Genomic DNA, 14,537 nt, shown 5'->3' with positions numbered 1-14,537 from the left:
GTCCCATGCTTAGCACATTAGTAATAGATGATGAGTTGTTAGCCAGAGAAGAATTAATTTCTCTTATAGAAGATTACCAAGAGCTAAATGTGATTGGTGAGGCAAGTAATGCAATTGAAGGGCTCAAAAAGATTAATCAATTAAAACCCGATGTCGTTTTTCTCGATATCCATATGCCCCAGATTTCTGGAATGGAATTACTGTCGATGCTTGACCCGGACTCTATGCCATTTGTCATTTTCGTGACGGCCTATGACCAATATGCGATTCAGGCGTTTGAGGATAATGCATTCGACTATCTGCTAAAACCAATTCAGGAAGAACGTTTCTCAAAGACGATCAAAAAACTGCTCAAAAGAACCAACCTACAACAAAATACAGCCGCGATTGTACCAAAGTCGCTCGAACAAATACCATGTGTAGGTCTTAACAGAATATTAGTCATTCCGACCGTCGATATTGAATTTGCATTCAGTGACATTTCAGGCGTGCATATAAAAACGACAAGTCAGACAGCCACCAGTCAACTGACATTAAAGCAATTAGAAGATAAAACCTCTCTCATTCGCTGCCACCGACAATACTTGGTCAGCGCCAAAGCAATAAAAGAAATAAAATTACTCGACAACGGATTGGCAGAAATAGTGACTCACGGTAACAACAGCGTGCCCGTGAGCCGGCGTTATTTAAAGACAATAAAAGAAACGATTGGTATATCTGGTTAAGAGCTCTTTTCGATAAGAGAAAGAATAGCGCTATTCGCTTCTTTCCATTCCCGAGAACTCTGCAATTCATCAAATGTGAAACGTTTCTTTTTCAATAAATGAGTTGCGCTAGGGACATCTAAGATAGGCAAATTATCCAAGACTTCAATCGCAGCTTCAGGACGGTTACAAACCAAGATCATATCGCATCCGGCAGCCAACGCCTGATGGGAACGCTCGACCACATTTCCCATTACAGCAGCACCTTCCATACTTAAATCGTCAGAAAATACGATCCCCTTAAAGCCCAAAGTCTTGCGTAATACTGTTTTTAGCCAGTATTCAGAACCACTCGCGGGCTGTGAATCATAGTGAGAATACACAACATGAGCTGGCATCATTGCATCGAGTAATTGATTCTCGATATGCGATTTAAATATTTTCATATCCTGCTCAAAAATAGTATCCCTTGCATCAGTAGGAAGCTCTTTGTGAGAATCCTCCAGAACGCCGCCATGACCAGGAAAGTGCTTCCCAGTTGTCGCCATACCTGCTTTTTTCATTCCTTCAAGATAAGCCTTGCTATATCGAATCGCCTGACTTATATCCTCACCAAAAGATCGATCGCCGATTGCTCGACATTCGAAGCCAATATCTAAGACTGGGGCAAAACTCAAGTCAATATCATGAGCGATCAATTCGGCAGCCATCGTCCAGCCTGACTGTGACGCTATTTCTTCACTTTCGCCAAACATGGCGTAGTGTTTTGCAGCTGGGATAGGTGTAAAACCCTGACGAAATCGTTGAACACGCCCACCCTCCTGATCAACACCAATTAAGATTGGTCTTTTGGCTGCTTTTCTAATTTCCGTTGTTAACGCGCACAACTGCGCATTGCCGTGGTAGTTGCGCGCAAATAAGATGACGCCACCCACAGTTGGGTGCTGCAAAATTTCTTTTTCCTCTGCAGAAATTTCGTAACTTGCGACATCAAGCCAAAGTGGTCCCATGATAACTCCTCAAGCTCAGTTGATGGTGAGTACCGTTCATCTGTTAGCCATAGTATTTTGTTAAGTTTGGACTGTCTTGCAGTCTCTATAATATAGTGAGATTATTCAGATTATATATTGATTACAATGGTTTTCTCTTACCACAGGGATAATAACAATGTCGGGTGAACTTTATGTTGGCGTGATGTCCGGAACCAGTCTGGACGGAATAGATATCGCTTTAGTCAACATTGACCAAAATCGTATCGAATTCAAAGGCAGTCACTTTATGAGTATGCCTGAATCAATAGCTAAGCAATTGAAGTTACTCGCATCCAACCACAAAACTGCCCTCCAGCAACTCGGTGAATTAGACCATCAACTCGGCCATTTATACGCAGATGCTGTCAATCAACTGATTGCTCGTTCAGAATATTCTACGCACGATATTACGGCCATAGGATGTCATGGGCAAACCATATACCATAGCCCAGATGGCCGTTTCCCGTTTACCATGCAAATCGGAGATGCCAATATCATTGCAGCAAAAACTGGAATTCAGACGGTCAGTGATTTTAGACGTAAAGATATGGCTCTTGGTGGTCAGGGAGCACCTCTTGTGCCCGCCTTTCATCAATTTTTGTTTTCTGCTCAAGAATCAACTTTAGTAATCTTGAATATTGGTGGGATTGCGAATGTATCTGTAATTGATACTGATGGGACAACGACAGGGTTTGATACGGGGCCTGGCAATGGAATTCTTGATGAGTGGTGTGAGTTACATACAGGGATGCCATTCGATAAAGATGGGATGCTCGCAAGAGAAGGTAAAGTATCGACCACGTTACTATCTGAGATGTTAACCGATGACTACTTTTCTAAACCTGCCCCCAAAAGTACTGGTCGAGAGTATTTTAATCTCACCTGGTTACAATCAAAGCTACAAAAGATTGACAGTGCAATACGCATTGAAGACGTGCAAAGGACCTTAGTTGAACTGACCGTTACTTCGATCATAAACGCTCTCTCGCCGTTCCAATCTGATAAAAAAGCGACACTGCTGGTTTGTGGTGGCGGGGTTCACAACCCGGTCATAATGAGTCAGTTGAAACAAAGCTTAGACTCTTGGTCTGTCCAAACAACCAATGAATATGGTATTGATGAGGACTTTATGGAAGCGATGGCATTTGCCTGGTTGGCTTATTGTAGAGTTCATCATTTACCAGCGAATTTACCGGCAGTCACCGGAGCAAAATCAGCAACGACCTTAGGCTGTATTTACTTACCTGAATGATCGAGGACCATTATGGCTAATGATTCATTATTAAACGCTTTATCACAATTAGTCTCAGAAGGACGAAATCCAGAGACAATGGATATCGACCTTCTATCCTCATTTGAAATTGTCGAACGCCTAAACCAGCAAGATAAAACCGTACCTTTTGCGGTGGAAAAAGTGTTGCCTAATATCGCACAGGCCGTTGATGCAATTACGCAGAGCTTTAACAACAATGGTCGTCTGATTTATTGCGGTGCTGGAACCAGTGGACGCTTAGGCGTACTTGACGCATCCGAATGCCCACCTACGTTTGGCGTCTCAGATAAAATGGTTATCGGGTTAATCGCAGGTGGAAAAGAAGCGATGTTTACCGCCCAGGAGGGGGCTGAAGACTCATCGGAACTCGGCGAGCAAGATCTTCTCGCAATTAATCTAACAGCAGACGATGTCGTTGTTGGCATAGCAGCGAGTGGCCGAACCCCTTACGTTATTGGTGCCATTGATTATGCCAATCGAATCGGAGCAACAACCGTCTCTGTCAGCTGCAATCCTAACTCTCCAATCGCTTTATCCGCATCAATCGCAATTTCTCCAATTGTGGGCCCTGAAGCGCTAACAGGGTCAACTCGTTTGAAGTCGGGAACAGCGCAGAAACTCGTACTTAATATGCTCACCACTGCGAGTATGATTCGACTCGGTAAAAGCTATGAGAACCTCATGGTTGATGTTAAGGCAACGAATAAAAAGCTTGTCGCCAGAGCAATAAGAATTGTTATGCAAGCGACCGATTGCTCCAAAACCAGAGCGGAGTCTCTATTGGAACAAAGCAATAATAATGCGAAAGTCGCTATATTGATGGAACTGGCGGGTTTAACAAGTCAAGAAGCCGAAAAGCAACTGTTTAACTCTGATGGTTTTTTGCGAAAAGCCGTTCTGGATTCAAAGGAGAGCTAATGCTCTCCTCTCTTTTATCTTAATTTACATTCGCCCGCGGTTATATTGTTCCCAGCCTCGTTTCCATTCCATACGGAAGCGATTACCGCTTTTTAGGCCGTCACAAACGCCCTCATAGTACTGTCCATTGAGGCCAATTTGATAAGCGAAGTTAGGATTGCAATACTTATCGACACCGTCCATATAGCCTTCATCGTATTCAGATTGGTTAACGAGTCCAAGCTCAGCCAGAGAACGGTTAGAACGCTGATTCAATCCAGCAATACCATCGTTGTAACCAATTTGATACCAATCCCCTTCCTTAGCCAAATCTTGGTCTGTTGATGAACACCCGGCTAAAAATAAGAATCCCAACACCACCAACCATTTTTTCATAAGACATTACTCTTTATATTCTGATAGTTACAACTATGCCACCAATAGCACCATCAATGCCAGTACTAATCTACTGAGTTCTGAAAACCGCTTAAGTCGTCACATCGCCACTAAAACGACTATTCGACCACTGACTCATTCAACGACTGCAATTGTGCATAGCAAGCGATACTCTTCATAGTGACTTATTAGAAATATAACGTAACGAAACAAAAGGATCCTACTATGATTTGGTTTTTAACATGCGTTGCAGCACTGATAGGGGGCTATTTTATTTATGGCGCCTTCATCGAGCGTATCTTTGGTATTAAGGAAAACCGCCAAACACCAGCCTACACACAACAAGATGGCGTTGACTATGTACCGATGTCGACACCCAAAGTTTACTTAGTTCAACTTCTTAATATCGCAGGCGTTGGTCCAATTTTCGGTCCTATCATGGGCGCGCTGTATGGCCCAGCTGCCATGTTATGGATTGTTATTGGCTGCATATTTGCCGGGGCTGTTCATGATTACTTTTCGGGCATGCTGTCGATTCGTAACGGCGGTGCATCTGTTCCTACTATTACTGGTAAATACCTTGGCAATGGCGCCAAACATTTTATGAACATCTTTGCCATCGTCTTGTTATTGTTAGTAGGTGTGGTCTTCGTTTCAGCACCAGCAGGAATGATCACTAACCTGATTAATAATCAAACCGGTTTTCATATTAGTGGCACTGTAATGGTTGTCGCCATTTTTGCCTACTACATTCTCGCGACTATCGTACCCGTGGATAAAATCATTGGTCGTTTCTATCCCCTTTTCGGCGCACTGTTGATATTCATGTCTGTAGGATTACTCATCGCTATCGGCGTATCCGATCAACATTCCGTCATGTCTGATTTTAAAGTGACCGATATGTTCTCCAATCTTAACCCTAATGATATGCCTCTATGGCCTGCGTTATTCATAACTATCGCATGTGGTGCGATATCAGGATTTCATGCAACTCAAAGTCCTTTAATGGCTCGCTGTATGGAAAATGAAAAGAACGGTCGTTTTGTTTTCTACGGTGCCATGATTGGTGAAGGTGTTATCGCTCTTATCTGGTGTATGATCGCTCTTTCCTTCTTTGGTACATTAGACGGACTGTCTGAGGCCGTTAAGAATGGCGGTCCAGGAAACGTTGTCTACAGTTCATCTTTCGGTCTGCTAGGCGTTTTCGGTGGTATCCTCGCTTTCCTTGGCGTTGTCATTTTACCAATAACATCTGGTGATACAGCGTTCCGTTCAAGCCGTTTGATCTTAGCTGAATACTTCAATATGGAGCAAAAAACTCTACGTAGCCGTTTAATGATGGCGCTTCCACTATTTGTCGTGGGCGGTGCACTAACTCAAGTTGACTTCGGTATTATCTGGCGTTACTTCGGCTTCGCAAATCAGACAACGGCTGTTGTGATGCTTTGGACAGCTTCAGCTTATCTGGTACGCCACAATAAATTGCATTGGGTTAGCACAATCCCTGCTCTATTCATGACAACAGTCTGTATCAGCTTTATTCTGAATAACAGTACATTAGGATTTGGTCTGCCAATGCAGGTATCGACCATTCTTGGATTTGTTGGTGCCATCGCTGTATTTGCTTATGTTCTTAAAGCAGCAAAAGGAAACAAAGGTGTCGATTTAACGGAAGTTGACGAGCCAAAAGCAGCCGACAAAACCAAAACAGCCTAAATTAAACTTACTTAAAATAAAAAGCCTCCCAAACTTGGGAGGCTTTTAAATGCACTAAAAACAAATTAACTAACCTGCTTTATCTGTAATTCTTTAGGAACTTCAAAGAACATATTTTCTTCACGTCCCAAGACTTCTTCGACTTCTGTTGCACCGAATGCTTTGATTTGATCGATGATTTGATTCACCAATTCTTCAGGAGCAGAGGCTCCCGCGGTAACACCAACTAATTTGGCATCAGCAAACCAGTTTTGGTCAATATCTTCAGGGCAATCGGTAAGATAACCAGGCGTACCTAACTTTTCAGCTAACTCCTTTAATCTAGTAGAATTAGAGGAGTTTTTAGAGCCGACCACGATCATTAAATCGACCTGTTCAGCTAAGATTCTTACCGCATCTTGTCGGTTTTGTGTTGCATAGCAGATATCATCTTTTCTAGGCCCCTGAATCTCAGGAAAAACTTCACGTAATCGATCGATAACATCCGCAGTTTCATCTACAGACAACGTCGTTTGACTCACATAGTGAAGATTAGACGGATCTTTTACTTTTGACTTTAGTGCATCCACGTCATTTGGTGTCTCAACCAAATACATTCCACCCTGGTCACTTGCATACTGCCCCATTGTGCCTTCCACTTCAGGGTGTCCTGCGTGACCAATTAAGACCACTTCCATATGTCTGCGACTGGCACGGGCAACTTCCATATGAACTTTTGTCACTAGCGGGCATGTCGCGTCAAATACCGTTAACGCGCGCTCTTTAGCCTCGTTACGTACAGCTTGAGATACACCATGTGCCGAAAATATCACAATGTTATCATCTGGAACTTCGCTGAGCTCTTCAACGAAAATAGCGCCCCTCTGCTTTAGCCCTTCCACAACAAAACGGTTATGAACCACTTCATGGCGAACATAAATTGGAGGCTGATACATTTCTAAAGCGCGGTCTACAATACTAATGGCTCGATCGACACCAGCACAAAAACCTCTTGGATTTGCTAATAAAATCTTCATTGTATTGCTCATCAAATGTGTTCTTTCATTAAAAAATTACTATCACTAATCTACAGATACTATTTCAACGTCAAAAATAACATCTTGCCCGGCGAGAGGATGGTTAAAGTCAACAGTGACTGATTCGCCCTCAATAGCAGTAATGATTCCAGGGATCTCCATACCATCCGGACCAGAAAAAGCCATAATAGTACCGACTTCAACGCTATCCGCACCAGCAAATTTCGACTTATCCAAATGATGGATATTATCAGGATTAGGGAGACCAAACGCATCTTCAGCGGTCAGTTCAACAGAACGCTTCTCACCAGCATTCAACCCAACAAGATGTTGCTCAAAATTGGGACTTAAGCTGCCATCTCCCATCACAAACGTGGCTGGCTTTGACTGATTATAAGTTGAATCGGCAACAGAACCATCTTTGAGCTTAATGGTAAAATGCAATGTCACTGTGGAGCTACTGTTTATCTGACTCATTTTATTTCTCTTTCACGTTGAGTGCGCGTTATCTTCAAACGACGCTGATTCTTTTTATAACAAAAGCGCCATCTGAATCAACAGACAGCGCTTATGGGTATTACTCAATATAACGAATCAAGCCTGTACTTCTTTTTTTCGAAAGCCATCAAATACGAGCATAACGGCCCCAATACAAATTGCACTGTCCGCTAAATTGAAGGCCGGGTAGTGAGTATTGCCAATATAAAAATCCAGATAATCAATCACGAAACCATGAACAATTCTGTCGAATACGTTACCAACAGCACCACCGATAATCAGAGCGTACGAACAATTATGCCATTTTTCTTCTGCGGGCAATTTGCGCATCCAGTAAGCCAAAAGTAATACTACTAAGAAGGCGATCCCCGTAAATAACCAACGTTGCCAACCAGATTGATTACTCAGAAAGCTGAATGCGGCACCAGGATTGTGGACATAAGTCAGATTAAAAAACGGCAATACTTCAAGGCGATTCTCCCATCCATACCCCATCGTATTCATAACAACTAACTTAATACCAATATCTGCAATAAAAATAAGCAGCGCTAGCCATAACCAGCGCAGCCCAGATTGCTTAATCGAAAGCTTAGACATGAAACCTCTTAAGCGAATTTACGAACTTCACCTTCACCTTCAACGTTAGACACACAACGACCACAAATAGTTTCATGTCCGGCGATTGTGCCTACGTCAGGAGTATGGTGCCAGCAACGCTCACATTTCTGATTCTCTGTCGCTTTAACATCAACAAACAAACCAGCCATCTCGGTTTCCTGAGCAGTTTCTGTTTTCTCATTCAAAGACTTAACTTGCGCTTTAGACGTTAATAGAACAAAGCGAAGTTCATCTTCAAGGCTATTAAGCTTAGCCGCTAAAGCGTCATCAGCATACAACGTTACTTCAGCCTGCAAGGAGCCACCGATGGTTTTATCGTTTCGAGCGGCTTCAAGTAGCTTATTCACAGAGCCACGAACATGCTGAATCTCTTTCCAAAATGCATTATTGAAGACCGCATCAGTATCAACAGCAAACAAGCCTTCATACCATTCACTTGCAAAGACAAACTTACCACGTTTTTCACCTGAAGCGTCCAACTCTGGCATCGCATTCCATATCTCATCGGCAGTGAATGACATAATAGGAGCCATCCAACGCACTAATGCTTCAACAATGAAATACAGTGCAGTCTGACAGCTGCGTTGAGCGTGTCCGCCGTGTTTAGCCGTATATTGGCGATCTTTTATCACATCAAGATAGAACGAACCCATCTCAATTGAACAGAAATGCATTAAACGCTGAACAACAGCATGAGTGTTGTATTCATCATAAGCTTTAATAATTTCTTGCTGTGCAGCTAAAGCCTGTCCAACAGCCCAACGATCCAACGCAACCATTTCATCCGCAGGAACAATATCGGTCGCTGGATTAAAGCCATTTAAGTTCGCAAGTAAGAAGCGTGATGTATTACGAATACGGCGATAAGAATCAGCACTACGTTTCAAAATTTCATCTGATACGGCAACTTCACCAGTATAGTCAGTTGATGCAACCCACAGACGTAAGATATCTGCACCAAGCTTCTTCGTTACATCTTTCGGTGCAACAACGTTACCAATTGACTTAGACATTTTACGTCCTTGTCCATCAACAACGAAACCGTGAGTCAGAACCTGCTTATAAGGTGCCTTACCTTTCATCGCAATGGATGAAATTAATGACGACTGGAACCAGCCTCGGTGCTGATCGGAACCTTCCAAATACATATCAGGTTCATTACCATGAAACTCTTCACGATTATCGACAACCGCATAGTGAGTCACACCAGAGTCAAACCACACATCAAGCGTATCTAGTACTTTTTCGTATTTCTGAGCATCTTCAATACCTAGCAAAGCTTCTGTTTCTACATCCCACCATGCTTGAATACCTTTTTCTTCAACAAGTTTTGCAACCTGCTCAATAAGCTCAACTGTATTTGGGTGTAGTTCTGCTGTCTCTTTATGAACAAACAGAGCGATTGGCACACCCCAAGTTCTCTGACGAGAAATACACCACTCAGGACGTCCCTCGACCATACCCTCGATACGGCTTTGACCCCACTCAGGCATCCATTGAACACCTTTAATCGCTTCAAGAGCTTTAGAACGAAGTCCCGCTTGCTCCATAGATACAAACCATTGTGGTGTTGCACGGAAAATAATCGGTGTTTTATGACGCCAGCAATGTGGGTAACTGTGCTCGTATTCAACGAAATGGAGCAATGCGTTCTTTTCTTTTAGGACTTCGACAACGGATGCGTTTGCTTTAAATACATGCTGCCCTGCAAATAGCTCAGTATCAGGAAGATAAACACCATTTGAACCAACAGGGTTAGCCACTTCGAGGTTGTATTTTTGACCAACCACAAAGTCTTCTTGACCATGTCCAGGAGCGGTGTGAACTACACCAGTACCAGAGTCAGTGGTTACGTGATCACCTAAGATCGCAGGAACAGTAAAATCGTAGAAAGGATGACAGAACTGTAAAAGTTCAAGCTCAGAACCTTTTGCATAGCCCAAGAACTCGTAGTCAGCAATGCCAGCACGTTCCATAACAGACTTAGCAAGCTCAGTCGCAACAATTAAACGCTCTGGATGTTCACCTCGGACTTGAACAACAACGTATTCTAAGTCTTCATGCAGACATACTGCGCGGTTTGCTGGTAATGTCCAAGGGGTTGTTGTCCAAATAACAACAGAGAGTTCACCCTCGCCTTGAGAACCATCAAAACGGAATTTAGATAACACAGCATCAGCATCATTCGCTTTAAACTTAACGTCGATTGATGGTGATTTCTTATCTTTGTATTCCACTTCAGCTTCAGCAAGAGCCGAACCACAATCCGTACACCAGTGAACTGGCTTGAAGCCTTTCAGTAAGTGTCCATTGGATGCAATTTTACCCAATGCGCGAATAATGTTTGCTTCTGTAGCAAAGTCCATCGTGCGATAAGGCTTATCCCATTCGCCAAGGATACCAAGACGTTTGAAGCTCTCTTTCTGACCTTCAACCTGACTTGCTGCATATTCTCGGCATTTTTCTCTGAATTCAGCCGCAGTCACTTTTTGACCTGGTTTACCGACTTTCTTTTCGACCATCAATTCGATTGGCAAGCCATGGCAATCCCAACCAGGAACATAAGGTGCATCAAAGCCTGAAAGCGTTTTGGATTTAATAATAATGTCTTTAAGAATCTTGTTTAGTGCGTGACCAATATGAATATCGCCGTTGGCGTATGGAGGGCCATCGTGCAAAATAAATGATTTTTTACCTTTTTTCGCTTTACGGATCTCACCGTAAAGATCTTCGGCATACCAGCGGTCAAGCATACCTGGCTCACGTTTAGCCAGATCGCCGCGCATTGGAAACCCTGTTTCAGGTAAGTTCAGGGTATCTTTATACTCACTCATCGATTCTTAATTCCGTTATGTTGGGCGAAGTTAGACATTATGCTAATCAAATTAGCGATTAAACTGAAGCAACCACACCCTTGCTGCTTCAGCATCCAATTCGATTTGTTTCTTTAGTGCATCAAATGATTCGAATTTTACCTCATCTCTTAACTTGTGTAAGAGAACGACTTCAAGCTGGCGTCCGTATAGGTTCCCTGAAAAATCAAACAAGTGAACCTCTAACTGTTGCCTGACACCATTCACTGTCGGGCGTTGACCTATATTGGCGACGCCACCAACAGGTGTATCCCCCAAACCCAAAGCCTGAACAACAAATACGCCTGAAACGGGAGATACACACCGTTTCAAAGGAATATTAGCCGTTGGGAAACCGATAGTTCTTCCCAACTTACGTCCGTGAGAGACTCGACCACTGATACTATAGTCACGACCGAGCATTTCGCTGGCCGCGCTTAATTGATTATGAGCTAAAGCTTCACGGATAGCAGTACTGCTTACTCGTGACGATTCAACGCAAAAACTTTTGGTATTCACAACATCAAAGCCATACTTTTCACCTGCTTCTTGAAGCATTGCAAAGCCGCCTTTTCTGCCTTTACCAAAACAAAAATCATCGCCAATGACGAGAAACTTAACACCCAAACGCCTTACCAACAAGTCGCTGATAAAAGTCTCTGCATCTAAATTGGCAAACTGTCGATTAAAGTTGACACACAATAACCGATCAATATCCAGTTTATTCAACTGAACGTATTTATCTCTCAAACGAGTTAAACGAGCCGGCGCTTTATCTTGCGCAAATAATTCCATCGGCTGAGGTTCAAACGTCATAACGACAGAAGGTAGTCCAAGCTCTTTGGCTTTTAAAGAAACCTGCTTCAGTACCGCCTGATGACCTAAGTGAACACCATCAAAGTTACCAATTGTCATCACACATCCGTGATGACTACTGCTGATATTATGTATGCCTCGGATCAATTCCATGAAGTCTGCTATTTACCTACTACCGTTTATCTCTAGCTAAAAACCGACGGATTATATACTAAACCGCTTTAGTCTGTCGCCGCTTTTAAGTCTTTTGGTCGAATTCCTAAAAGAACCAGAATGACAAGATAAGTCACAACACCTGCGCCGATCATAGTGGCCAGCGCATAGGCTCTGTGTAACAAATCCCAATCCAACCAAGTTTGCATATCATGAAGAAGGTACCAAATCACCGCGACCATTCCTATAGCTGCAATCAATAATCGGGCAATAAAGAAGATTGTTTTACCACTCATTTTGTAGACCCCTGCTTTATGCAGACCTTGATACAGCATGGACATATTAATGAGAGCGGATAATGAGGTCGCCATTGCTAAACCAATATATCCGTAAAACCAAGCAAATATAGCGTTAAACACCATATTAGTGACCATCGCTACAATACCAAATTTTACTGGTGTTTTGGTATCTTGCCTTGAGTAGTAACCTGGAGCTAAGACTTTGATCAACATAAAGCTAAGTAAACCAGACGCGTACGCTAATAGTGAAAGTGAAGATTGCTCAACATCAGAAGGTGAAAACTCTCCACGCATAAAGAGAACCATGATCATTGGCTTTGCCAGAATCATCAGACCAAACATGGCAGGAAGACCAAGTAAACAGACCATTCTCACGCCCCAATCCATTGTGTGAGAAAAGCCTTCCGTCTGAGCATCAACGTGTTTACGAGATAATGCTGGAAGGATAACGGTAGCAATGGCGATACCAAATAAGCCTAAAGGGAACTCAAGCAAGCGATCTGAATAGTAAAGCCAGCTTATAGATCCTGTCTGCAGGAAACTGGCAATAAACGTATCCAAAAGTAGATTTATCTGACTAACCGACACACCAAATAATGCGGGGATCATTAACGTTCTAATTTTTACGACACCCGGATCCCTCCACCCCCATTTAGGTTTTACCAAGAGACCCGCTTGCTTTAGAAACGGAATTTGGAAAACAAACTGGATCAAGCCTCCCAAAAAGACACCAATAGCCAGACCAATCTCAGGTTGAGCTAATTTCGGAGACAGGAATACAGCACAAGCAATTATTGCGACGTTAAGAAATACAGGAGTAAAAGAAGAGACGGCAAATTTACCTAATGTATTTAATATTGCTCCAGACAACGCAACAAAGGTGATAAACCATAAATAAGGAAACGTTATTTTGAGTAGTAAACTGGCAAGTTCAAATTTTGGGGCTGCAGGCCCATCATTTAACCAGTCCATAAACCATCCTGCACCAAAAATAGCAGTCACTACACCAGAACCAATAATACCAAGTATCGTCACCAACGTTACGATAGCGCCGAGAGTCCCTGACGCCTTTGCAACTAACTCTCGGGTTTTATCCATATCACCCTGAGCATGACTTTCCGTTAAAACAGGAACAAAAGCTTGAGAAAAAGCGCCTTCGGCAAAAAGCCTTCTTAAAAAATTGGGAATTTTATTGGCAAAGAAAAAAACGTCGGCACTCGCGCCGGCTCCCATTAAATTTGCGACCACGACATCTCGAACTAACCCCAAAACACGTGACACCAACGTCATAGCACTAACGATCATGCCTGACTTAATTAGACGCTTACTCACCTAAACCTCAACTCATAAAAATGCTAGCGTCCAAATTTAACCTACAAATGTTCGATTAACGCTAGATAAGTATTAGCATTCAAAAAAAAATACTGTTAGAATCCCGCCATCTTAACCGTGAAGGCCTTTCGACGCCAAAGAATGTTTTGCGCCGACGGGTTTTTGCACAAATCATTTGACATTTAAGCGCAAATAGTGGATATTCCCTGCCCTTAAAATGTCACTGAACTAATGTTTTTTGGGAGTAAGACCCTTGGCAAATAGTAAATCTGCTAAGAAGCGCGCTATCCAAGCTGAGAAACGTCGTCAGCACAATGCTAGCCGTCGTTCTATGATGCGCACTTATATGAAGAAAACTGTTGCAGCTATCGAAGCTGGCGACAAAGAAGCTGCAACTGCAGCATTCGCAGTAGTAACACCTATCCTTGACCGTATGGCGACTAAAGGCCTTATTCACAAGAATAAAGCAGCACGTCATAAGTCTCGTTTCTCTGCTGCAATCAAAGCTCTTTAATTTTGCTTTGATGAATCACAGAAGTGATAAAAAAAACCGGCTATTGCCGGTTTTTTTATATCTGGATTTTCTCAAAAATTTAAGAACAGTAGATATCGTGTAGCAACTCAATCATTCGTTTCACTTCGTCACTCTTGAGTGAGTAATAAACTGTCTGAGCTTCTTTGCGAGTCGTTACCAGTTCATCTCTTCTCAGCCACGCTAAATGCTGTGACAAAGCTGATTGACTTAATGATAGTTTATCGCTCAGAGCCCCTACTGATAACTCAGTTCCTAACAGCAAACAAAGAATCTGTAAGCGTCTTTCATTCGCCATCGCTTTTAATAAAACGACCGCTTTCCCTGAGTTAGTCTCCATCTTTTGCAGGTCAATCATCTGAATTCCCCAAACATATGAGCATAACTTTATATGCTATACATAT

14 protein-coding genes are annotated in these 14,537 nt (G+C 42.7%); 5 read left to right on the top strand and 9 right to left on the bottom strand.

The window, feature by feature from the left end; translation table 11 throughout:
* The first annotated feature begins 5 nt into the window (after positions 1–5).
* The gene (gene btsR / locus EES38_RS12205) at positions 6–725 is read left to right on the top strand and encodes a two-component system response regulator BtsR (protein ID WP_124937471.1); all 720 of its coding nucleotides are present in this window, start codon (positions 6–8) and stop codon (positions 723–725) included.
* Here btsR and nagZ read toward each other — a convergent pair.
* Positions 722–1,714, bottom strand: coding sequence for a beta-N-acetylhexosaminidase (nagZ, locus tag EES38_RS12200; protein WP_124937470.1), 993 nt, complete (start codon positions 1,712–1,714; stop codon positions 722–724). The two genes, btsR and nagZ, sit on opposite strands and share 4 nt — an antisense overlap.
* Before the next feature lie 157 nt (positions 1,715–1,871).
* On the opposite strand from nagZ, the gene EES38_RS12195 reads away from it, so the two are divergent.
* Complete coding sequence (locus EES38_RS12195) at positions 1,872–2,987, top strand: anhydro-N-acetylmuramic acid kinase (protein WP_124937469.1); 1,116 nt, start codon at positions 1,872–1,874, stop codon at positions 2,985–2,987.
* A gap of 12 nt (positions 2,988–2,999) precedes the next feature.
* Positions 3,000–3,926 (top strand): N-acetylmuramic acid 6-phosphate etherase, encoded by a 927-nt coding sequence (gene murQ, locus EES38_RS12190; RefSeq protein ID WP_124937468.1) that lies wholly within the window; start codon positions 3,000–3,002, stop codon positions 3,924–3,926.
* A gap of 24 nt (positions 3,927–3,950) precedes the next feature.
* On the opposite strand, the gene EES38_RS12185 is transcribed toward murQ, so the two are convergent.
* Positions 3,951–4,301, bottom strand: a complete 351-nt coding sequence (locus EES38_RS12185) for a DUF2799 domain-containing protein (protein WP_124937467.1) — start codon at positions 4,299–4,301, stop codon at positions 3,951–3,953.
* Positions 4,302–4,526: 225 nt separating this feature from the next.
* Between EES38_RS12185 and EES38_RS12180 the strand changes: the two genes are divergently transcribed.
* Positions 4,527–6,017 carry a carbon starvation CstA family protein gene (locus EES38_RS12180; RefSeq protein WP_124937466.1) on the top strand — a complete coding sequence of 497 codons (1,491 nt, stop codon included), beginning with the start codon at positions 4,527–4,529 and terminating at the stop codon, positions 6,015–6,017.
* A 65-nt stretch (positions 6,018–6,082) separates the two neighbouring features.
* Here EES38_RS12180 and ispH read toward each other — a convergent pair whose 3' ends face one another.
* The 6 genes from ispH to murJ all read right to left on the bottom strand — a co-directional run bounded on the left by ispH (position 6,083) and on the right by murJ (position 13,601).
* Positions 6,083–7,045: a 4-hydroxy-3-methylbut-2-enyl diphosphate reductase gene (gene ispH / locus EES38_RS12175; RefSeq protein WP_166434253.1), complete on the bottom strand. Its 963-nt coding sequence runs from the start codon at positions 7,043–7,045 to the stop codon at positions 6,083–6,085.
* Positions 7,046–7,078: 33 nt separating this feature from the next.
* Complete coding sequence (gene fkpB, locus EES38_RS12170) at positions 7,079–7,510, bottom strand: FKBP-type peptidyl-prolyl cis-trans isomerase (RefSeq protein WP_124937464.1); 432 nt, start codon at positions 7,508–7,510, stop codon at positions 7,079–7,081.
* A 117-nt stretch (positions 7,511–7,627) separates the two neighbouring features.
* Positions 7,628–8,128: a signal peptidase II gene (gene lspA / locus EES38_RS12165; RefSeq protein ID WP_124937463.1), complete on the bottom strand. Its 501-nt coding sequence runs from the start codon at positions 8,126–8,128 to the stop codon at positions 7,628–7,630.
* 8 nt (positions 8,129–8,136) lie between these two features.
* Complete coding sequence (gene ileS, locus EES38_RS12160) at positions 8,137–10,983, bottom strand: isoleucine--tRNA ligase (RefSeq protein ID WP_124937462.1); 2,847 nt, start codon at positions 10,981–10,983, stop codon at positions 8,137–8,139.
* Between the two features lie 51 nt (positions 10,984–11,034).
* Positions 11,035–11,970 (bottom strand): bifunctional riboflavin kinase/FAD synthetase, encoded by a 936-nt coding sequence (gene ribF, locus EES38_RS12155; RefSeq protein ID WP_124937461.1) that lies wholly within the window; start codon positions 11,968–11,970, stop codon positions 11,035–11,037.
* A gap of 68 nt (positions 11,971–12,038) precedes the next feature.
* Positions 12,039–13,601 carry a murein biosynthesis integral membrane protein MurJ gene (gene murJ / locus EES38_RS12150; protein WP_124937460.1) on the bottom strand — a complete coding sequence of 521 codons (1,563 nt, stop codon included), beginning with the start codon at positions 13,599–13,601 and terminating at the stop codon, positions 12,039–12,041.
* Between the two features lie 253 nt (positions 13,602–13,854).
* Between murJ and rpsT the strand changes: the two genes are divergently transcribed.
* Entirely contained in the window at positions 13,855–14,115 is a 261-nt protein-coding gene (gene rpsT / locus EES38_RS12145) for a 30S ribosomal protein S20 (RefSeq protein WP_124937459.1), read from the top strand.
* A 79-nt stretch (positions 14,116–14,194) separates the two neighbouring features.
* Here rpsT and EES38_RS12140 read toward each other — a convergent pair whose 3' ends face one another.
* Complete coding sequence (locus EES38_RS12140) at positions 14,195–14,488, bottom strand: ArsR/SmtB family transcription factor (protein ID WP_124937507.1); 294 nt, start codon at positions 14,486–14,488, stop codon at positions 14,195–14,197.
* Positions 14,489–14,537 lie beyond the last annotated feature (49 nt).

The organism is Vibrio viridaestus (assembly GCF_003856525.1).
Taxonomy (GTDB): Bacteria; Pseudomonadota; Gammaproteobacteria; order Enterobacterales; family Vibrionaceae; genus Vibrio; species Vibrio viridaestus.
This window is presented reverse-complemented; position numbering and strand designations above follow the sequence as displayed.

Coding starts and splice junctions, on each gene's coding strand:
- btsR (WP_124937471.1), top strand. CDS start 6: ATGCTTAGCACATTAGTAATAGATGATGAGTTGTTAGCCAGAGAAGAA.
- nagZ (WP_124937470.1), bottom strand. CDS start 1,714: ATGGGACCACTTTGGCTTGATGTCGCAAGTTACGAAATTTCTGCAGAG.
- EES38_RS12195 (WP_124937469.1), top strand. CDS start 1,872: ATGTCGGGTGAACTTTATGTTGGCGTGATGTCCGGAACCAGTCTGGAC.
- murQ (WP_124937468.1), top strand. CDS start 3,000: ATGGCTAATGATTCATTATTAAACGCTTTATCACAATTAGTCTCAGAA.
- EES38_RS12185 (WP_124937467.1), bottom strand. CDS start 4,301: ATGAAAAAATGGTTGGTGGTGTTGGGATTCTTATTTTTAGCCGGGTGT.
- EES38_RS12180 (WP_124937466.1), top strand. CDS start 4,527: ATGATTTGGTTTTTAACATGCGTTGCAGCACTGATAGGGGGCTATTTT.
- ispH (WP_166434253.1), bottom strand. CDS start 7,045: ATGAGCAATACAATGAAGATTTTATTAGCAAATCCAAGAGGTTTTTGT.
- fkpB (WP_124937464.1), bottom strand. CDS start 7,510: ATGAGTCAGATAAACAGTAGCTCCACAGTGACATTGCATTTTACCATT.
- lspA (WP_124937463.1), bottom strand. CDS start 8,128: ATGTCTAAGCTTTCGATTAAGCAATCTGGGCTGCGCTGGTTATGGCTA.
- ileS (WP_124937462.1), bottom strand. CDS start 10,983: ATGAGTGAGTATAAAGATACCCTGAACTTACCTGAAACAGGGTTTCCA.
- ribF (WP_124937461.1), bottom strand. CDS start 11,970: ATGGAATTGATCCGAGGCATACATAATATCAGCAGTAGTCATCACGGA.